The sequence below is a fragment of the Pseudomonas sp. P20 genome, from assembly GCF_016463925.1.
Lineage (GTDB): Bacteria > Pseudomonadota > Gammaproteobacteria > Pseudomonadales > Pseudomonadaceae > Pseudomonas > Pseudomonas aeruginosa.
The window spans coordinates 167,804-185,472 of record NZ_JAEMVM010000011.1; the positions used below are offsets into that span (position 1 = coordinate 167,804).

Consider the following 17,669-nt stretch of genomic DNA (forward strand, 5'->3'; position numbering starts at 1 on the left):
GACCTGGTTCGCATGGTAATCAGCGCGGATGCCGTGGTCGCGCAGCGCTTTTTCATTAGACTGATGCGAAAATGCATCAGGAAAACCGCCATGAATTGGGACGACACCCGCGTCTTCCTCGCGCTCTGCCGCGAGCACACCCTGCGCGGCGCCGCCCGCGCGCTTCACGTCGACCAGGCCACGGTGGGCCGGCGGCTGGCGTCGCTGGAGGCGGCGCTGGGCTCGACCCTGTTCCTGCGCACCTCGTCCGGCTACCTGCTGACCCCGGCCGGCGAGGCGGCCTTCGAACTGGCCGAGAAGATGGAACGCTCGGCCCTGGAGTTGCTGCGGCGGACCCGCGGGATGGACCACCGACTGTCCGGCGAGGTGCGGTTGTCCACCACCGACTCCCTGGCCGTCGACTTCGTGCTACCCGCCCTGGCCCGCCTGCACCTTGAACACCCGGATATCCGCGTGCTGCTCGACAGCGCTTCGGCCGTGGTCGACCTGCCCAAGCGCGAGACCGACATCGCGATTCGCACCCTGCGGCCGGAAAATCCCGATTTGATCCTGAGAAAACTCGCCAGTTGGCCCATGGGCCTGTTCGCTTCCGCGGACTACCTGCGGCGCAACGGCGTACCGGTGCCCGGCGAGCGTTTCCGCGGCCACGACCTGGTGATGTACGAACCCTATTGGCACAGCCAGCGCGAACTGACCCTGGGCGGCGAGCCGATCCGCGACGGCCGGGTGGTCATCGCGGTGAATTCCAACATGATGGTGCGCCAGGCCCTGGCGCGCGGCCTGGGGCTCTGCGAGCTGCCGCTGTACATGGGCGAGCTCGACGGACTGGTGCGGGTCTGGCCGCAGCGCGAGCGACGCCGGCCATACGAGGTGTGGATGGTTACCCACAAGGACCTGCGCCACACCGCGCGGGTCCGCGCGGTGATCGAGCGGCTGGTGGAGGCGTTCGCCGAAGCGCCGGCCTGAGCCTGCAACGCCGGCGCCGGGTTCCGGTCGAATGCGGCGGCGCGCCGCGGAATCGCGCATCATAGGCGCCATCAGATCGAGGAGATTTCCATGGCAATCCCAAGCATCCCGCGTTTGGCCGTACTGACGCTCGGGCTGGCGCTCGCAGCGGCCGCCAGTGCCGCCGACGAGGCGCAACTGATCGAGGCGATCAACGCTTACCGCGGTCAGGTGCAGTCCTGCGGCGGGCAGGCCAGCGGCGAACTGCCGCCGCTGGCCGCCGATCCGCGCCTGGCCTTGCCGGTGAATGCCGCCGGCGACCTGCAGCAGGCGATGGCGCAGGCTGCCTACCCGATGGTCAACGTGCAGTCGATCAGCCTTTCCGGGCCGCGCGATGCCGGCGCGGCGATGAAGGCGCTGGAGGAAAGCTTCTGCCGCGTGGTGCTCGACCCGCAATTCGTCGACGTCGGCGTCAGCCGCCAGGACCGCGACTGGCGCATCGTCCTCGCCCGGCCATTGCTGCGCGGCGGCATGGGCGATTGGCAGGCGGAAGGGCAGAAGCTCCTGGAACGGATCAACGCCGCCCGCGGGCAAGCCCGCCAGTGCGGTGGCAAGCCCTACGCAGCGGCCCAGCCGCTGGCCTGGAACGCCACCCTTGGCGGCGCCGCCGAAGCGCATTCGCGGGCGATGGCCAACGGCAACTTCTTCGACCACCTCGACCGCGACGGCCGCACCCCCGGCGACCGCGCCGAGCTGGCCGGCTACAGCGGCGGGCTGGTCGGCGAAAACATCGCCGCCGGCCAGGACGGGGTGGACAAGGTGGTCGACGGCTGGCTGGCCAGCCCGGGCCACTGCGCCAACCTGATGAACCCCGGCTACCGCGAGCTGGGCGCGGCCTACGCCACCGATCCGAAGAGCGACGCGGGAATCTACTGGACGGCCATGTTCGGTTCGCCCTGAAGTCCTCCGCGCCCGGAGCTGACGACGGGCTGGGCGCCTTCCGCAAACGAAAAACCCGGCGCCATGGCGCCGGGTTCCCTTTCAGCCTGTCCCGCCCTCAATGCGGCGCATTGAGGGTCAGGCGCATGTGCCGGTTGACATCCTTGTACAGCAGGTAGCGGAAGCGCCCCGGGCCGCCCGAATAGCAGGCCTGCGGGCAGAAGGCGCGCAGCCACATGAAGTCGCCGGCCTCCACCTCGACCCAGTCCTGGTTCAGGCGGTACACCGCCTTGCCTTCCAGCACGTACAGGCCGTGCTCCATCACGTGGGTCTCGGCGAAGGGGATCACGCCGCCCGGCTCGAAGTTGACGATGTTGACGTGCATGTCGTGGCGCATGTCGCTCATGTCGACGAAGCGGGTGGTGCTCCAGCGGCCTTCGGTGTCCGGCATCACCAGCGGCTGGATGTCCTGCTCGTTGGTGACGAAGGCTTCCGGCAGCGGTACGCCGTCGACCTTCTGGTAGTGCTTGCGGATCCAGTGGAAGCGGGTGTGCTGGCTGGTGGTATTGCGCACCTTGTAGTCGGCGCCCGGCGGAATGAAGGCGTAGCCGCCCGGCTGCATGGCGTGGACCTGGCCCTGCAGGGTCAGGCTCAGCTCGCCTTCAACGACGAACAGCACGGCCTCGGCGTTGGGATCCTGCTCCGGTTTGTCGCTGCCACCGTTGGGCGCCAGTTCGACGATGTACTGCGAGAAGGTCTCGGCGAAGCCGGACAGCGGGCGGGCGATCACCCACATGCGCATGTTGTCCCAGAACGGCAGGTGGCTGGTGACGATATCGCGCATCACCCCCTTGGGAATCACGGCATAGGCTTCGGTGAACATCGCCCGGTCGGTGAGCAGCTCGGTCTGTGCCGGGTGCCCGCCGTGCGGCGCGTAGTAGCTGGACTTGGACATGGAGCGTTTCCTCGTTGTTGTCTTGCTGCCGGCTCACGCGCCGCCGGAGCGAAACGGGCGGGCGCGAGCCGTTGCTGACGGCAACGATATCCAGCGCCTGGCGCATGCACAAATTAAATGTTGGAATCCAGCATATTCATTTTTCGAATGCGGGGCGGCTCCGGGTATCTTCCGCCAGCACCCGCGACAGCACGCGCGCCAGCGCCTTCACCATCGGATCCGCCGCCGGCCGGTGCAGCAGCGCCACTTCGAACACGTCCACCGCCGGCAGCCCGGCGTTCTTCGGCAGCACCGCATGGCCTGCGCTCACCGCGCGCAGCGGCAGCAGGCCGATGCCCATGCCGTCGGCGATGGCCGATTGCAGGCCGCTGAGGCTGGAACTGGTGAAGCTGATGTGCCAGCGCCGGCCGACCGCTTCCAGGGCGGCGATCATCTCGTCGCGGTAGACCCCGCGCGGCGGGAAGGTGACGATGGGCAGCGGGTCGAGGTCGATGCAGGGGTTCCTGGCGCTGTCCACCCAGCATGTCTTTTCCGGCCAGCAGGCCAGTGCCTCGCGGCTGGCGCGTCGCTGCTTGAGCAGCACCAGGTCCAGTTCGCCGCGGTCGTAGCTGGCGCTGAGGTCGCGGCTCATGCCGCTGGTGACTTCCAGCTTGACCTGTGGATAACGCCGGTTGAAGGCCGCCAGTCGCTCGGTGGTACGGCCGGCGGCGAAGTCGTCCGGCACGCCGATACGTACCGTCAGCGCCACCGTGGCGCCGGATAGCGCCTCGGCCAGTTCGTCGTTCAGTGCCAGCAGGCGGCGGGCATAGCCGAGCAGCGTATCGCCGGCGTCGGTCGGCAACACGTCGCGGTTGCCGCGCTCCAGCAGGCGGTGTCCGGCCGTTTCCTCCAGGCGGCGAACCTTCTGGCTGACGGTCGACTGGGTCGAGTGCAGGCGCGCGGCGGCAGTGGTGAAGCTGCCGCAATCGGCCACCGTGACGATGGCGCGGAGCAGGTCGAGGTCGAACAGGCGGCTATTCGATTTTTCACTGTCGCTCATGGTCGTATCGCATTTTCGAATGTCGTCGCCGCTTTTAGCAGGCCGTGCCGTCAGCGGCAACCGCTCAGCGTCGACGCAGCGTGCCCAGCGGTCGACCAATGCGCTGGAAGCGGCGGGAAACCCGCCAGGCGGTCATGCATGCGCCAGGAACAGGACCGCGGAGCGCTACTCGGGCACCTCGACGTTGACCTGCAGCGCGTCGTGGCGCCAGTACTCCAGGTCGCAGTCGATCAGGCGGCCCGCCTGGTCGCGGTTGATCCGCACGATCTGTAGCGCCGGGCTGCCCACCGAGACCCGCAGCGGTCCCGCGGCCTCCGCCGGGAGGATGGTCGGGACCATTTCGAAGCGCACCCGGCCGTAGCGGATGCCGTAGTGGTTGGCGTAGAGATCGGTCAGCGAGCGAGTCAGGTCGAAGCGCTCGATGCCGGGAAAGTAGGCGGGATTCAGGTAGTGCTCGACGTACAGCACCAGCCGCCCGTCGACCCGCCGCGCCCGGCGGATCTGGAACACCCGCGACAGCGCCGGCAGCTCCAGGCGCTGGCAGATGTCGACGCTGGCCGGGATCATCGCCGCGCCGAGCACCTCGGTCTCCGGCACCCGGCCCTGGTCGGCGACCATCGCGTGGAAGTGGCTGCGCACCAGCGGGTTGTACAGCAGCCGCTGCGGCGAGACGAACCAGCCGCGGCGTTCCTCGCGGTAGATCAGGCCCTGGTCCTCCAACTGGCCGAGCGCCTCGCGCAGGGTGATGCGGGTGGTCGAGAACAGCTCGCTCAATTGCCGTTCGCTGGGCAGCTTGCTGCCGCGCGCGAGCAGGCCGCGCTCGATCTGCTCGCGCAGGGACTGGTAGATCACCGTCAGGGGGCGGGACGGCTCGTCGCGCATATCGACGCTTCTCCGCTGGGGCTCCGGGGGGGGGGCTACAGGGTAATGCTTCCGGGCCGCCGGCGGTATAGCGCGGCGCGCTTTCTCAGCGCCATTCCAGCACTGGCCAGCCGGCCTCGCGGGCGTGCCCGAGCAGCGCCGGGTCGGGGTTCACCGTGTGCGGCCGGTCGACCCGCGAGAGCAGCGGCAGGTCGTTGCGCGAGTCGGAATAGAAGGTCGCGCCGGCCAGCGTCTCGCCCTCCTGGGCCAGCCAGGCGTCGAGGCGACGGACCTTGCCCTCGCGGTAGGTGAGGGTGCCGCGGGTGCGCCCGGTGTAGAGGCCGTCGCGCTCCTCGATGTCGATCGCCAGCACCTCGTCCACCCCCAGCCGGCGGCCGATGGCGCTGACCAGGAAGTGCGCCGAGGCGGAGATGATCAGCAGGCGGTCGCCGGCCTGGCGGTGGCGTTCCAGGCAGCGCACGGCGTCGGCGTGGATGCGCGGCGCAACGATCCGCGCGACGAAATCCTCGACGGCGCCGGCGATCTCCGCCGGGGTGCGGCCGGCGATGGGCGCCAGGCTGAAGTCCATGTAGTCCTCCATGGCCAGCCGGCCCTCGGCATAGAGTTCCATGAGGCGGCGTTCCTGGTGCAGGAAGGCGGTCTTCTCGACCCAGCCCAGTTCGGTCATGTAGCGCCCCCAGAGGGTCGCGCAGTCGCCGTCGATCAGGGTGTCGTCGAGGTCGAAGAGGGCAAGTGGCATAGGCGGTTCCTTGTTCGCTAGGGATTGGCCCGGCACGCCTGGCGCCGGGCGATGGTTCGGCGAGGTTTCAACGCGGCTTGCCGGCCGCCAGCAGCGGCCCGCCGGCATGCGCCTTCGGTTCGACGCGGCACGCGCCTGGCCGGCTGTTCCAGAACGGCACCAGCAGCAGGCTGGCGAGCAGCGCGGTGGCGGTGAACACGAAGAACACCGTGAGGGTGTCGAAGTAGCCCGGCAGCAGGCCGCCGAGGATCGCCCCGACCGAGCCGCAGCCGTTGACGAAGCCGGTGGCGGTACCGGCTGCTTCGCTGGTACCGAAGTCGATGGCGGCGGCGCCGCTGATCATCGAGTCCGGCCCGTAGAGGGTGACGCCCATCATGAACAGCAGGCCGACCACCAGGTACAGGCTGCCGCTCTGCATCGCCGGGACGAACAACGCCAGGCTCACGGTCAGCGCCGCCAGGCTGAGCACGCAGGCCGGCATGCGGCGGGCGCCGAACAGCTTGTCCGAGGCCAGGCCGATGAGGATCGGCCCGGCCAGCCCGGCGACCTCGAAGGCCGAAGGCACGATGGCCGAGGCGACCTTGCCGATCTCCGGCATGCGTTCGTAGATGATCACCGGGCCCCAGAGCAGGATCGCGTAGCGCGCCGGCTTGAGCAGGAAGTAGGCGATGCCGAGGACCAGCACGTGGGGATTCCTGAGCGCCTTCAGCAGGGCGCCGGAATGGCTCGGCCGGGGCGCGTTGGCGGGGGGCGCGGCCTCGGCCTCCACGGACGGCAGGCCAACGTCCTGCGGACGGTTGCGCTGGAGGAAGAAGAACAGCACGGCCACCGCCAGCACCACTCCCGCCGAGGACAGGAAGGCCATGCGCCAGTCATGCGTCAACCGGTAGGCGCACCAGCCGGCGAACGGCGTCGCCACCAGCCCGCCGAAGGCGTAGCAGGTACTCCACAGGCCGAGCACGCGGCCTCGCTCGTAGGTGGCGAAGAAGGCGCCGATGTTCTTGCACAGCCCCGACCAGCCGGTGGATTGCGCCAGGCCCTGGACCACCATGCAGGCGGCGAAGATCGGCAGGGTGGCGAAGGTACCCATCATCAGCGCCGCCAGCGCCGAGGTGAGCAAACCGCCGAGCACCACCACGCGGGTGCCGAAGCGGTCGGCGAACACCCCCCACATGAACTGGCCCACGGCGTAGGCGGCCAGGTAGAGGGCATCGAGATCGGCCATGGCGCTCTTGTCGAGCTCGAAGGAGGGGTCTTCGGCGATGCCGAGCTTGGCCACCGAGAAGGCCTTGCGGGTGAAGTAGAAGGCGGCGTAGGCCAGCCAGGTGATGACGAAGATCTGAATGCGCCAGCGCTGGAGCGATTGCCAGCCACGGTGCAGGGTACCGTTGTGGTTGTTCATGTGGGTCCCTATGGGTCTAGACAGTGCGGGGAGGTTGTTCTTGTTGTGCTGCTGCAAAGCTGTCCGGATGCATGGTCTAGGCCAGATGCCTTTCCCATGACTTTTTTCGTGCGCAAGGTTGGCTGTCGACGCGCTCCTGCTCGGTCCTGCCGAGGCTGAGATGGATTGTGAAGGCTTGGTGGCGGTGCGTAGCGCCGATCCGGTCAGGCTGGGCCGGCTGGCGAAGGTCAATCTAGCACCGGGTATTTTTATGGTCTAGACCAAAAGCGGGGCGAAACGATTCGATTTTTTCGAGGGATTGCCTGGGATTGGTGCATTTTCTTGTCCTGGCGGCACCTTTTGCCGGGACTTTTCTACGTATTTTCAAGAAATTGGAATAGACCAGATTTTCGATGATACGCCAGCGCCTCTGGTGCGCCGTGCGCCGCCGCTGGATGGCCGCGTGTCGCGGCGCTCGGCTAGACTGCGGGACCTCGCGCCGGATCGGACCGCCATGCTGAGAAACGTCACCGACCTAGACCTGCGTCTGTTGCGCATCTTCGCCTGCGTAGTGAAGTGCGGCGGTTTCACCGCGGCCCAGGCCGAGCTGAACATGAGCCAGTCGAACATCAGCATGCACATCGCCAGCCTGGAGAAGCGCCTCGGCTACCGGCTCTGCGAGCGCGGCAAGGGCGGCTTCCGACTGACCGCCAAGGGTCGCCGGGTGCTGGAGGCTTCGCGAACGATGTTCGACGCCATCGGCCTGTTTCGCGACCAGGCGCAGGCGTTATCCGGACGTTTGGTCGGGGAGCTGTACCTGGGCCTCGCGGACAATCTCGCGACCTTGCCCCAGGCCCGTTTCGGCGATGCGCTGGCGCGCTTCCAGCGGCGCGACCAGGATGTCCAGCTGAACCTTTTCGTCAATTCGCCCACCGAGCTGGAGCTGGCGGTGATCGAAGGCGAGCTGGACCTGGCGATCTCCTATTTCAGCCGTTCGCGGCCGAGCCTCGAATACCGCCCGCTGTATCGCGAAGAGATCGGCGTGTTCTGTGGCGATCGCCATCCGCTGTTCGCCGAGGCGCAGCCGACCCTGGAGCGGATCGCCGCCTGTGACTGGGTGATGCATGGCTTCCTGCCGGAAAACCTGGTCCTGCCGCTACGCCCGTCGCGCAGCCGTGCCACCGCCTACCACATGGAAGCGGTCGCCCATGCCGTGCTGGCCGGCACCCACCTGGGCTACCTGCCGACCCATTACGCCGAAGCCTGGATCGAGCGCGGGCGGATGCGCGCGCTGTTGCCGGAGCGGCTGAGCTACCCGGTGGAGCACAGCATGATCGTCTATGCCGGGCGCCCCCTCAGCGAAGCCGCCCGCGCCTTCATCGACGACCTGCTGCAGGTCCACGGCCTGGCGTCCTGAGCGCTCAGGCGAGAGTCCCGGCCACCGCCTGGCGGTAGATGCGCGCATAATCCCGGGCATCGAGCGGCAGGGCGTTGGTCGCCGAGGACGACAGGTCGGCCAGCGCCTGCTCGCCCACCCATTGCGCGTCCTCGCCATCCAGGCCGAGGGCGGCGAGGTTCGCCGGGATGCCGATGCGCGCGCGCAGTTCGAGGATCCACGCCAGCAGGCCGTCGAAGCTCGCTTCGTCGAGTTCCAGGTAGCGCGCCAGGCGCGCGGCGTCGGCTTCTATCGCCGGGCGGTTGGCCAGCAGAACGTAGGGCAGCAGCACGGCGTTCAGCAGGCCGTGGTGCAGGTGATGGCGAGCGCCCAGCGGGTGGGCCAGGGCGTGGACCCCGCCAAGCCCCTTCTGGAATGCCACTGCGGCGCTGGCCGAGGCTACCAGCATGCCTTCCCGGGCGGCGAGGTCGTTGCCGTCGCGCACGGCGTTTTCCAGGTGCTGCCTGACCAGGCGCACGCCTTCCAGGGCGATGCCCGCCGACATCGGATGGTAGAGCGGCGAGAACAGCGCCTCCAGGTGATGGGTGAGGGCGTCCATGCCGGTGGCGGCGCTCAGCGCCGGCGGCAACCCGCGGGTCAGGCGCGGGTCGAGGAATACGCAGGCGGCCAGCAGCTCGCGATGGCCGACGACCCGCTTGATGCCCAGTTGCGTATCGGTCAGCACCGCCTCGCGTCCCAGTTCCGAGCCGGTGCCGGCGGTCGTGGGAAGCGCCAGCAGCGGCGGCAGGCCGAGCAGCGGGTAGTCGGCGAGGGTCGGATAGCTGCGCAGCGTCTGTGTCCATTCGAAGCGTTCGAGGCCGTGCGGATCGCGGCTTAGCAGGGCGATTCCCTTGGCCGCGTCGAGGGCGCTGCCGCCGCCGAGGGCGATCAGCGCGTCATGCCCGCCAGCCTCGAAGCGCCTGGCGCCGCCGTGGACTTCAGCGAGGCTGGGGTTGCTCGACAGTTCGTGGAACAGGTCATGGTCGATGCCGGCGCGTTCCAGGCACTCGCGCACCAGGCGCAGGGGCTCCAGGGCGAGCATGCCGGGATCGGTGACCAGCAGGGGCCGGCGTGCGCCCGCCAGCGCGCAACGCCTCGGCAGTTGTTCCAGGGCGCCGACGCCGCAGAGGATATCGGTGGGGTAGTTCCAGTAATGCAGGTCGCTCATGGCGATGCTCCGTGAAAGCAGGATGAGCCGGGCCCCGCCGGGCGCGAAGCCAGCGTGCGGGAACAACCGGAGGAGGCGCCGGAACGGCCGGCGCGTGCGGGTCAGTCCGCCGGCGGAGCGGCGAAGCTGAGGCTGGTGGCGATGCGCCGATGCGGCTTGGCGATGACCATGTAGAGCAGGCCGAACGCGGCCAGCGCGGAGAACACCACGACCACCGCCCAGACCTGGAACCAGGGCGCGTCGGGCGGGGCGAGGCTGGCCCGCGGCCAGGCGACGTTGAGCGCCTCGAACGACAGCCAGGCGACTGCCAGGACGTTCACCGCCAGCCCCGCGCGTCCCAGGCGCAAGGCGCCCTTGTCCGGGTCCCAGCGGCCGACGAGGCGGGCCCAGAGGGCGCAGGCGGCGACGATCAGAAAGACCACGAAGAAACCGCCGCTGCCGAACGCGATCAGCGTGCCGACCGCCGTGGCGTTCAGCCCCAGGGCCAGGCCGAGGCTGGCCAGCAGCGTGCTGCAGACCATCGCCGCCATCGGCACCTTGCGCCGGTCGACCCGGCGCAGCAGGGCGGAGCCGGGCAGGATGGCGTCGCGCGCCATGCCGAAGATCGCCCGGCCGATATAGGTCTGCACCGACACCACGCAGGCGACGAAGGCGATCAGCACCACTGCGACGAAGGGCCGCTCGGCCCAGGCGCCGAAGGCGTCCACCACCGCCGGGGTGACCGGGTCGACCACCTGGCCGCTGACCACCGCGCCGATGTCCTGGTAGGACAGGGTCACGGCGAAGGCGGTGAGCATCACGGTGAGTCCCACCACCAGCATCGAGCGCAGGATCGCCCGGGGAGTGGAGACGCGGGCATCGGTGGTTTCCTCGGAAATCTGCGAGCAGGCGTCGAAGCCGAGGAAAGCCCAGCCGCCCACCGCCAGCGCGGTCAGCACGCCGTCCAGGTAGGAACCGTCCGCATCGCCTGTGCCGCCCGGGCCGCTGAACAGCAGATCGAGCGGATGGTTGCGGAAGAACAGCAGCAACAGCACGCCGATACCGATGGAGGCGATGGCCTCGGCGACGATCCCGGCATTGACGAAGTACTTCAACGGGTTGATCCCCAGCAGGTTCACCGCCAGGCCCAGCGCCAGCAGCAGCGCGCCGCAGAGCACCTGGCCGTTGGCCGACGGCGGCGCGCCGGTCGCCAGCAGGCCGAGCCAGAAGCCACCGAGGTAGGCCACGGTAGTCAGCGAGGCCAGCGCCGAAGCCAGGTAGAGGAAGCCGGTGAACCAGGCCAGGCGGTCGCCCACCAGGCGCCGCACCCACTGGTAGCAGCCGCCGGCCAGCGGAAACTGCGAGGACAGCTCGGCGTAGACCAGCGCCACGCCGAACTGCAGCAGCAGGCACAGCGGCACCACCCAGACCCAGGAGGGGCCCATGCTCATGGCGCCGAGGGACATCACCGAGTAGATGCCCACCACCGGCGAGATGGTGGCGAAGCCGACGGAAAAGGACGACCACAGGCTCAGCCCGCGCTCCAGTTCCTGGCGATAGCCGTGGGCCGCCAGCAGGCGTTCGTCGCGGGAGGTATCGCGGAGATCAGTCATGGCGGTCTCCGGGCGAGCGCTGCGGGGAAGGGGAAAGGCGGATGCCACCGATGCGATGGGTGAGCATGGAGAGTCCTCGTCGGCTATTGGAATTGTTATGGCCGCTTCCGGGACGAGCGAAAGCGTGGCAGACGCAGGTTAGGCGGATTACCTATCAGGATGAATTCATATTCGATTGGGCTGGCATCAGGAAAACCTGATGTATGGCCAGGCCCCGAGAAGGCCGGCTCCTGCGAAGGGAGCCGGCCGGTCGCGGCAGCTACTTCAGGTCCTCGCGCGACGGTTTGCCGGGCTGGCTGGCGTAGTCCGGCAGGGCGCTGATCGCCTGTTCCTTGTCGGGGATGCTGGACGGGTCGAGGTCGCCGCCGACGTTGCGCGAGTCGGTGGGGATCGCCGAGGGAATCACCACGGTGCGCTCGGCCAGCGGCCAGCCGAGAATGGTCTCCAGGCGCCCGCCTTCCTCCTCGGGGCCGGTGATGGCGTCCAGGCGCAGCGGCAGCGGATGGCCGATCAGCCGTTCGACCTCGCCCGCCGCCTCCGGCGCGGCCAGGGTCAGGCCGGTGCGGTAGAAGCCCGGCAGACTCGAGCGCGGCACATAGACCCGCAGCAGGGCACCGTTGCGGATCCGGCCGCGCGCGTCGGGTTCCTGGTCCTGGGCGTAGCCGTAGGCCAGCGCCGGATCGCCGGCGATATAGAAACCGCGCCAGATCGCGTCGAGGTCCTGGCTGCGCGCGCGCACCCCGCCGAAGACGATGCTTTGCGCCGCTTCGAGGAAGGTGCCGTGGTAGCCGACGAACACATAGCCGCGCTCCTCCAGTTGGCGGTGCGCCTGGAGCAGCCGCTCCACCGTCCAGTTCTGCGTGCCGCGGGTGCTGAAGCTGACGTCGCCGCCGTCGCCGAGGAACTCCGCGCCAGTGGGATAGTTGCGCTCCAGCAGGGCGTCGCCGCTGTCCGCCGGGCCCGCGCATTCACCGGCGGCGACCGGGCAGGTCAGGCTCACCACGTCGGCGCTGGCCGCGCCGGCCTCGTCGTTGCCTGTGCCCTGCCGGACGAAGCGCTCGCTCTCGGCGGCGGCCAGGGTCAGGGCCAGACGGGCCTGCTCCGGCTGCTCGCGGATCGCTTCGCCCAGGTCGCCGCCGCTGCCGGGGCTGGCCAGGGCGTTGCGGATCACCTGGTCGACCTGGTTCCACGAAAGTCGCGCCGCCAGGTAGAGGGCGACCAGCCGCTGCACCGGATAGCCGCACTGCTCCAGTTGTTCCCAGCCGCGCGGCTGGCGATGACGGGTGAAAGTCTCCAGCGGCAGGTGGCAGGCCTGGTGCGCGGTCAGCGCGGCCAGGCTGCCGCCTTCGGGGAAGTGCAGGCGATGACTGATGACCGTGGGCTTGATGTCCAGGTCATGCTTCGCCGGGTTGCCGGCGAGCACCCGGTAGATCTTGCCTTCCCAGGTATCGTCGAGGTTGCAGCGCTGCTGGGCGAGGTAGTTGTAGACCCCGTCCAGCGGGTCGAGCAGGCACAACACCTTGCCGCTGGCCCATTCGCTCCAGCGCTTTTCCCGGCGCGGCTGGGCCTGGGCCATGACCACGCTGACCCCGGCATGGCTGATGGCGAGCGTCGGCTGCATCTCGTTGCTCTCGTGCGCCCTGACGAAGAAGGTGGCATCGCGCGCCAGCTTCGCCAGCAACTCGTCGCCCATCTCGATGGTGTAGATCGGCGACATGTGGCTGAGCTGGTTACCGGCGTTCAGTTCGTGGATGAACACCTTGATGTTCGAAGGCTTCTCGTGGCCGATCGGTACCAGCCAGTTCAGCGACCAACTGCCGCGCGCCTGGCGCGTGTAGCTGTAGCGCACCGGCTTGTTCGGCTCGACGCCGCCTTCGAGGCGGATGGTCAGGCCGTTGCTGGTGATGCTGAGGGCGTTGTCGATGGCCAGCTTGAGCGCGTCGTTGCCGCCCTCCAGGACCATGGAGTAGTGCAGCACGCCCTGGCCGTTGGTGTCGGCGATGGCCGGGTCGACGCTCATGCGGCTGGAACGCACGCCGTCCTTGAGGTCGAGCACGCAGGCCTTGGCGCATTCGTTCCAGAGGTCGAAGGCTTCCTCGGCGGCGGACGCGGACGAGCCGCCGGCGAGCAGGCCGAGGCTGGCGACCAGGGGGATCCAATGGGGTATCAGGTGCATCGCGATGGCTCCTGTGATGGGTGAAGGATGAGGCTGATCGAGCGGTTGGTTTTTCTTGTCGGGCGGGCCGGCGGAGAGCGGCGGGGCGTCTAGGGTGCGGGTTGCGGGGAGGCTGGCGGGGAGCGGAAGAGGGCTTTTATGGGATTTATGAACTGGATTGCAGAGTGGTGAATGTGCGAACGGGAGGCTTGCCGATCGGCGTGTGCATGCAGGGCGTCCATCTCGGCCTGGTGGTGACAGCCCGGCCTGTCAGTCAGGCGCCTGACAACCCAGGGTGACGACCAGTTCGCGGCCGCTCGCCAAGCCGGCGTCCGCCGCCAGGGTCAGCGTGCGCGGCGTGTCCTGGCGACTATCGAGCAGCCCCTCTTGAAGCACGAAGCTGTCGGCGCTGGCGCCCCTGGCCAGCAGCCGATATCGCACCAGCGCCGAGGTACAGCCGCATTCGCCTGTGGAGCGCCGGGCCTCAAGGGTGAATGGCAGGTGCAACTGGCCCTCCGCCGTGTGCGGTGCACCGAGCCGGGCGGCAAGGCAGGCGGAGAGGGCATTGTCGAGCGTCGCCGCGTCGGCGAATGGGGCGGCCAGGCAGAGGCTGCCGAGGAGCAGAGCTTTGGCGTCCATGTCGGGGGTTCGCTGGGGATGGAAAGGGCATCATGGCTGAGGTGGCTTTATTCGTCGAACGATGGCTGGCCCTGCCGGTATATCGGCCAGGACTTCATGCGCTGCGGAAATGGCCTAACCAGGTGCAGCGGCTTGCAATCAAAAACGCTGGGCTCGCAATCAGCGTGGCTTTGTCCGGAAGCTCGCGAAGGGGCGGCATGGATGAATTTTGAAAGTGGGAGTTCGTTAATGAACCGAAGGTATGCGGCTTCCGTGACTGGCAGGGATAGATGAGGTTTGCGTGCAGAAAATGACCGCTGGATGGGCGCATGCGCAAACGAGGTCGTTTCGTAGAAGGGAATGGCCAAGGATGGGCCTTCTGGGTCATTGGATACGGGATATTGCAGTTTGATTGAAGTGTATTTCCAGTGTATTGGCGCTCATCTGGCAAGGGGTGTTTAAAAAGGCTAATTCGACGTAAATAATCAGCCATGCACTCATGGAAGTAGGAGATACATATGGCACGACCCATTGCTGACCTTATCCACTTCAACTCTACAACTGTTACGGCAAGCGGAGACGTTTATTACGGCCCTGGGGGAGGTACCGGCATTGGCCCCATTGCCAGACCTATAGAGCACGGCTTGGATTCGTCCACTGAAAATGGCTGGCAAGAGTTTGAAAGTTATGCTGATCTGGGCGTTGACCCCAGACGCTATGTTCCTCTTCAGGTTAAAGAAAAACGCAGGGAGATCGAGCTTCAGTTCCGAGATGCCGAGAAAAAACTTGAGGCGTCGGTACAAGCCGAGCTGGATAAGGCTGATGCCGCTCTTGGTCCGGCAAAGAATCTTGCACCATTGGACGTCATCAACCGCAGTCTGACCATCGTTGGAAACGCCCTCCAGCAAAAGAATCAAAAACTACTGCTGAATCAGAAGAAGATTACCAGCCTGGGTGCAAAGAATTTCCTTACCCGTACGGCGGAAGAGATCGGTGAACAAGCGGTGCGAGAAGGCAATATTAACGGGCCTGAAGCCTATATGCGCTTCCTCGAAAGGGAAATGGAAGGTCTCACGGCAGCTTATAACGTAAAACTCTTCACCGAAGCGATCAGTAGTCTCCAGATCCGCATGAATACGTTGACCGCCGCCAAAGCAAGTATTGAGGCGGCCGCAGCAAACAAGGCGCGTGAACAAGCAGCGGCTGAGGCCAAACGCAAAGCCGAAGAGCAGGCCCGCCAGCAAGCGGCGATAAGAGCTGCCAATACCTATGCCATGCCGGCCAATGGCAGCGTTGTCGCCACCGCCGCAGGCCGGGGTCTGATCCAGGTCGCACAAGGCGCCGCATCCCTTGCTCAAGCGATCTCCGATGCGATTGCCGTCCTGGGCCGGGTCCTGGCTTCAGCACCCTCGGTGATGGCCGTGGGCTTTGCCAGTCTGACCTACTCCTCCCGGACTGCCGAGCAATGGCAGGACCAAACGCCCGATAGCGTTCGTTACGCCCTGGGCATGGATGCCGCTAAATTGGGGCTTCCCCCAAGCGTAAACCTGAACGCGGTTGCAAAAGCCAGCGGTACCGTCGATCTGCCGATGCGCCTGACCAACGAGGCACGAGGCAACACGACGACCCTTTCGGTGGTCAGCACCGATGGTGTGAGCGTTCCGAAAGCCGTTCCGGTCCGGATGGCGGCCTACAATGCCACGACAGGCCTGTACGAGGTTACGGTTCCCTTTACGACCGCAGAAGCGCCGCCACTGATCCTGACCTGGACGCCGGCGAGTCCTCCAGGAAACCAGAACCCTTCGAGTACCACTCCGGTCGTACCGAAGCCGGTGCCGGTATATGAGGGAGCGACCCTTACACCGGTGAAGGCTACCCCGGAAACCTATCCTGGGGTGATTACACTACCGGAAGACCTGATCATCGGCTTCCCGGCCGACTCGGGGATCAAGCCGATCTATGTGATGTTCAGGGATCCGCGGGATGTACCTGGTGCTGCGACTGGCAAGGGACAGCCCGTCAGCGGTAATTGGCTCGGCGCCGCCTCTCAAGGTGAGGGGGCTCCAATTCCAAGCCAGATTGCGGATAAACTACGTGGTAAGACATTCAAAAACTGGCGGGACTTTCGGGAACAATTCTGGATAGCTGTGGCTAATGATCCTGAGTTAAGTAAACAGTTTAATCCTGGTAGTTTAGCTGTAATGAGAGATGGAGGTGCTCCTTATGTCAGAGAGTCAGAACAGGCTGGCGGGAGAATAAAGATCGAAATCCACCACAAGGTTCGAGTAGCAGATGGAGGCGGCGTTTACAATATGGGGAACCTTGTTGCAGTAACGCCAAAACGTCATATAGAAATCCACAAGGGAGGGAAGTGATATGAAGTCCAAGATTTCCGAATATACGGAAAAAGAGTTTCTTGAGTTTGTTGAAGACATATACACAAACAATAAGAAAAAGTTCCCTACCGAGGAGTCTCATATTCAAGCCGTGCTTGAATTTAAAAAACTAACGGAACACCCAAGCGGCTCAGACCTTCTTTACTACCCCAACGAAAATAGAGAAGATAGCCCAGCTGGAGTTGTAAAGGAAGTTAAAGAATGGCGTGCTTCCAAGGGGCTTCCTGGCTTTAAGGCCGGTTAGTTGGCCATCAACAAGCCCCGTTTCGACGGGGCTTGTTCCATGTTGACGCTGCTCTATCTTGACAGTCTGTCCTGAATATTCTTGAAGACAATCACATTATGAGTCGCAACCACCGCAAAACACCCATCGTCGGGCGCACGAGCTGCCGTAGCGAGCTCTCCACGTTGGCCAGCAGCCCACCTCTCCCTACTGGAAAGTCAGGTCAATAACACTGGTGCCACGTAAGGATGGGCGTTCCTACTGGCCCCTCATACGCCAGGCTGCTACGGCAGATCGTGTCGCTAACCTCAAGGGACACAACCCGCAAGAACGCGCGTCCCTGAAAAAGCGCCTGCTGCGCAAGTGGATGAGCAAATGAGTACATCCAACATCCAGGCATTGGCCAGCACTGGGCACAGCTCGCCAAAGAAGCGGGATTCCGAGCCGACTATGACAGCACATCAACGCCAGAAACACATCTGGCCTGCGGAGTAACCCAAGAGTGGATTCGAGAACACATCGTTGCCACCAACGATATGCGCCTGTTCGGCCTGCTGCATTTGCTGGGTCAGGCATCGTTGCGCATGGAGCAAGCGTTGTGGCCGGAAGATTACGAGCGGATGACTCGTAAGGTCAAGGGAGTCCAGCGGGAAGCTGAAGGCGACAACGCCAAATCGTACATTTATGAAGAAGTCATGCAGATAAGGCAGGAGCGCTTCGATAAAGCACGACATAATTTGCAAGGGGTTTGTCATAGGTATCAAGGATCCAATTATTTTACAGTCCTGATACTAGTATTGTGGTTGTTCTCAAAGAGGATGGAATGTTTTTGTCAGGGTGGTATCTTGAGCCAGGAAGCAAACAGGGAAAACTATTTTGAGAATGAGGTGCTTTAAATGAGCATGGCACTTATAGATCTTGCAAGAAATTTTTTGGATGAATCGTTAAGCGGAAAGAGTTTCACAAAAAAATTCTTTGAAATGTGGCGTAGCGAAGGTGCGTCAGGCTTGCTGAAAAAGGATGATGATAATCTTGGTGTAGTGGTCTACTGATCCCGGACACCGATTTAGGCGAAAATCCTCGCCGTGAGAGAGGTGTCTGATGAGCAAGCAACGACGTACGTTTTCCGCCGAGTTCAAACGAGAGGCCGCGGCCCTGGTGTTGGACCAAGGCTACAGCTATATCGACGCCTGCCGTTCGCT

At 65.4% G+C, this 17,669-nt stretch carries 17 protein-coding genes and 1 pseudogene; 9 read left to right on the forward strand and 9 right to left on the reverse strand.

Going from position 1 to position 17,669, the window contains the following annotated elements:
- The first annotated feature begins 90 nt into the window (after positions 1–90).
- Together JHD77_RS17385 and JHD77_RS17390 are read left to right on the forward strand one after the other, a co-directional pair.
- The gene (locus JHD77_RS17385) at positions 91–966 is read left to right on the forward strand and encodes a LysR family transcriptional regulator (RefSeq protein WP_003449062.1); all 876 of its coding nucleotides are present in this window, start codon (positions 91–93) and stop codon (positions 964–966) included.
- A gap of 90 nt (positions 967–1,056) precedes the next feature.
- Positions 1,057–1,905, forward strand: coding sequence for a CAP domain-containing protein (locus tag JHD77_RS17390; protein ID WP_003449065.1), 849 nt, complete (start codon positions 1,057–1,059; stop codon positions 1,903–1,905).
- A 97-nt stretch (positions 1,906–2,002) separates the two neighbouring features.
- On the opposite strand, the gene JHD77_RS17395 is transcribed toward JHD77_RS17390, so the two are convergent.
- From JHD77_RS17395 to JHD77_RS17415, 5 genes are all read right to left on the reverse strand, one after another.
- Positions 2,003–2,839, reverse strand: a complete 837-nt coding sequence (locus JHD77_RS17395) for a bifunctional allantoicase/(S)-ureidoglycine aminohydrolase (protein ID WP_023088468.1) — start codon at positions 2,837–2,839, stop codon at positions 2,003–2,005.
- A 136-nt stretch (positions 2,840–2,975) separates the two neighbouring features.
- Complete coding sequence (locus tag JHD77_RS17400; RefSeq protein WP_015648353.1) at positions 2,976–3,878, reverse strand: LysR family transcriptional regulator; 903 nt, start codon at positions 3,876–3,878, stop codon at positions 2,976–2,978.
- Positions 3,879–4,043: 165 nt separating this feature from the next.
- Positions 4,044–4,760 (reverse strand): UTRA domain-containing protein, encoded by a 717-nt coding sequence (locus tag JHD77_RS17405; protein WP_003082314.1) that lies wholly within the window; start codon positions 4,758–4,760, stop codon positions 4,044–4,046.
- 85 nt (positions 4,761–4,845) lie between these two features.
- A complete protein-coding gene (locus JHD77_RS17410; protein WP_003101837.1) occupies positions 4,846–5,499 on the reverse strand; it encodes an HAD family hydrolase in 654 nt (217 codons plus the stop codon).
- A 67-nt stretch (positions 5,500–5,566) separates the two neighbouring features.
- On the reverse strand, positions 5,567–6,901 hold the full coding sequence (locus JHD77_RS17415) for an MFS transporter (protein ID WP_031756173.1): 1,335 nt from the start codon (positions 6,899–6,901) through the stop codon (positions 5,567–5,569).
- Between the two features lie 493 nt (positions 6,902–7,394).
- Between JHD77_RS17415 and JHD77_RS17420 the strand changes: the two genes are divergently transcribed.
- Positions 7,395–8,297 carry a LysR family transcriptional regulator gene (locus JHD77_RS17420; RefSeq protein ID WP_003086538.1) on the forward strand — a complete coding sequence of 301 codons (903 nt, stop codon included), beginning with the start codon at positions 7,395–7,397 and terminating at the stop codon, positions 8,295–8,297.
- Between the two features lie 4 nt (positions 8,298–8,301).
- Here JHD77_RS17420 and JHD77_RS17425 read toward each other — a convergent pair whose 3' ends face one another.
- From JHD77_RS17425 to JHD77_RS17440, 4 genes are all read right to left on the reverse strand, one after another.
- Positions 8,302–9,483, reverse strand: coding sequence for an iron-containing alcohol dehydrogenase (locus tag JHD77_RS17425; RefSeq protein WP_003101834.1), 1,182 nt, complete (start codon positions 9,481–9,483; stop codon positions 8,302–8,304).
- 101 nt (positions 9,484–9,584) lie between these two features.
- Entirely contained in the window at positions 9,585–11,075 is a 1,491-nt protein-coding gene (locus JHD77_RS17430; protein ID WP_003140554.1) for an APC family permease, read from the reverse strand.
- A gap of 259 nt (positions 11,076–11,334) precedes the next feature.
- The gene (gene toxA / locus JHD77_RS17435) at positions 11,335–13,251 is read right to left on the reverse strand and encodes an exotoxin A (protein ID WP_191519250.1); all 1,917 of its coding nucleotides are present in this window, start codon (positions 13,249–13,251) and stop codon (positions 11,335–11,337) included.
- Positions 13,252–13,500: 249 nt separating this feature from the next.
- Positions 13,501–13,869: a DUF2195 family protein gene (locus JHD77_RS17440; protein WP_004348661.1), complete on the reverse strand. Its 369-nt coding sequence runs from the start codon at positions 13,867–13,869 to the stop codon at positions 13,501–13,503.
- Positions 13,870–14,366: 497 nt separating this feature from the next.
- Between JHD77_RS17440 and pys1 the strand changes: the two genes are divergently transcribed.
- The 6 genes and pseudogenes from pys1 to JHD77_RS17470 form a co-directional block, all read left to right on the forward strand.
- Positions 14,367–16,223 carry a pyocin-S1 gene (pys1, locus tag JHD77_RS17445; protein WP_031756176.1) on the forward strand — a complete coding sequence of 619 codons (1,857 nt, stop codon included), beginning with the start codon at positions 14,367–14,369 and terminating at the stop codon, positions 16,221–16,223.
- Between the two features lies 1 nt (position 16,224).
- Positions 16,225–16,488 carry a pyocin-S1/S2 immunity protein gene (imm, locus tag JHD77_RS17450; RefSeq protein WP_003120570.1) on the forward strand — a complete coding sequence of 88 codons (264 nt, stop codon included), beginning with the start codon at positions 16,225–16,227 and terminating at the stop codon, positions 16,486–16,488.
- Between the two features lie 98 nt (positions 16,489–16,586).
- A pseudogene (locus JHD77_RS17455) lies at positions 16,587–16,846 on the forward strand (hypothetical protein).
- A gap of 157 nt (positions 16,847–17,003) precedes the next feature.
- The gene (locus JHD77_RS33100) at positions 17,004–17,363 is read left to right on the forward strand and encodes a hypothetical protein (protein ID WP_031756179.1); all 360 of its coding nucleotides are present in this window, start codon (positions 17,004–17,006) and stop codon (positions 17,361–17,363) included.
- Entirely contained in the window at positions 17,364–17,519 is a 156-nt protein-coding gene (locus JHD77_RS17465) for a colicin immunity domain-containing protein (RefSeq protein WP_170869666.1), read from the forward strand.
- A 49-nt stretch (positions 17,520–17,568) separates the two neighbouring features.
- The coding region (locus tag JHD77_RS17470; protein ID WP_141393931.1) for a transposase at positions 17,569–17,669 on the forward strand (101 nt) is incomplete at its 3' end.

Excerpts from the sequence above, each read along its gene's own strand:
- JHD77_RS17385 (WP_003449062.1), top strand. The coding sequence starts at position 91 with ATGAATTGGGACGACACCCGCGTCTTCCTCGCGCTCTGCCGCGAGCAC.
- JHD77_RS17390 (WP_003449065.1), top strand. The coding sequence starts at position 1,057 with ATGGCAATCCCAAGCATCCCGCGTTTGGCCGTACTGACGCTCGGGCTG.
- JHD77_RS17395 (WP_023088468.1), bottom strand. The coding sequence starts at position 2,839 with ATGTCCAAGTCCAGCTACTACGCGCCGCACGGCGGGCACCCGGCACAG.
- JHD77_RS17400 (WP_015648353.1), bottom strand. The coding sequence starts at position 3,878 with ATGAGCGACAGTGAAAAATCGAATAGCCGCCTGTTCGACCTCGACCTG.
- JHD77_RS17405 (WP_003082314.1), bottom strand. The coding sequence starts at position 4,760 with ATGCGCGACGAGCCGTCCCGCCCCCTGACGGTGATCTACCAGTCCCTG.
- JHD77_RS17410 (WP_003101837.1), bottom strand. The coding sequence starts at position 5,499 with ATGCCACTTGCCCTCTTCGACCTCGACGACACCCTGATCGACGGCGAC.
- JHD77_RS17415 (WP_031756173.1), bottom strand. The coding sequence starts at position 6,901 with ATGAACAACCACAACGGTACCCTGCACCGTGGCTGGCAATCGCTCCAG.
- JHD77_RS17420 (WP_003086538.1), top strand. The coding sequence starts at position 7,395 with ATGCTGAGAAACGTCACCGACCTAGACCTGCGTCTGTTGCGCATCTTC.
- JHD77_RS17425 (WP_003101834.1), bottom strand. The coding sequence starts at position 9,483 with ATGAGCGACCTGCATTACTGGAACTACCCCACCGATATCCTCTGCGGC.
- JHD77_RS17430 (WP_003140554.1), bottom strand. The coding sequence starts at position 11,075 with ATGACTGATCTCCGCGATACCTCCCGCGACGAACGCCTGCTGGCGGCC.
- toxA (WP_191519250.1), bottom strand. The coding sequence starts at position 13,251 with ATGCACCTGATACCCCATTGGATCCCCCTGGTCGCCAGCCTCGGCCTG.
- JHD77_RS17440 (WP_004348661.1), bottom strand. The coding sequence starts at position 13,869 with ATGGACGCCAAAGCTCTGCTCCTCGGCAGCCTCTGCCTGGCCGCCCCA.
- pys1 (WP_031756176.1), top strand. The coding sequence starts at position 14,367 with ATGGCACGACCCATTGCTGACCTTATCCACTTCAACTCTACAACTGTT.
- imm (WP_003120570.1), top strand. The coding sequence starts at position 16,225 with ATGAAGTCCAAGATTTCCGAATATACGGAAAAAGAGTTTCTTGAGTTT.
- JHD77_RS33100 (WP_031756179.1), top strand. The coding sequence starts at position 17,004 with ATGCGCCTGTTCGGCCTGCTGCATTTGCTGGGTCAGGCATCGTTGCGC.
- JHD77_RS17465 (WP_170869666.1), top strand. The coding sequence starts at position 17,364 with ATGAGCATGGCACTTATAGATCTTGCAAGAAATTTTTTGGATGAATCG.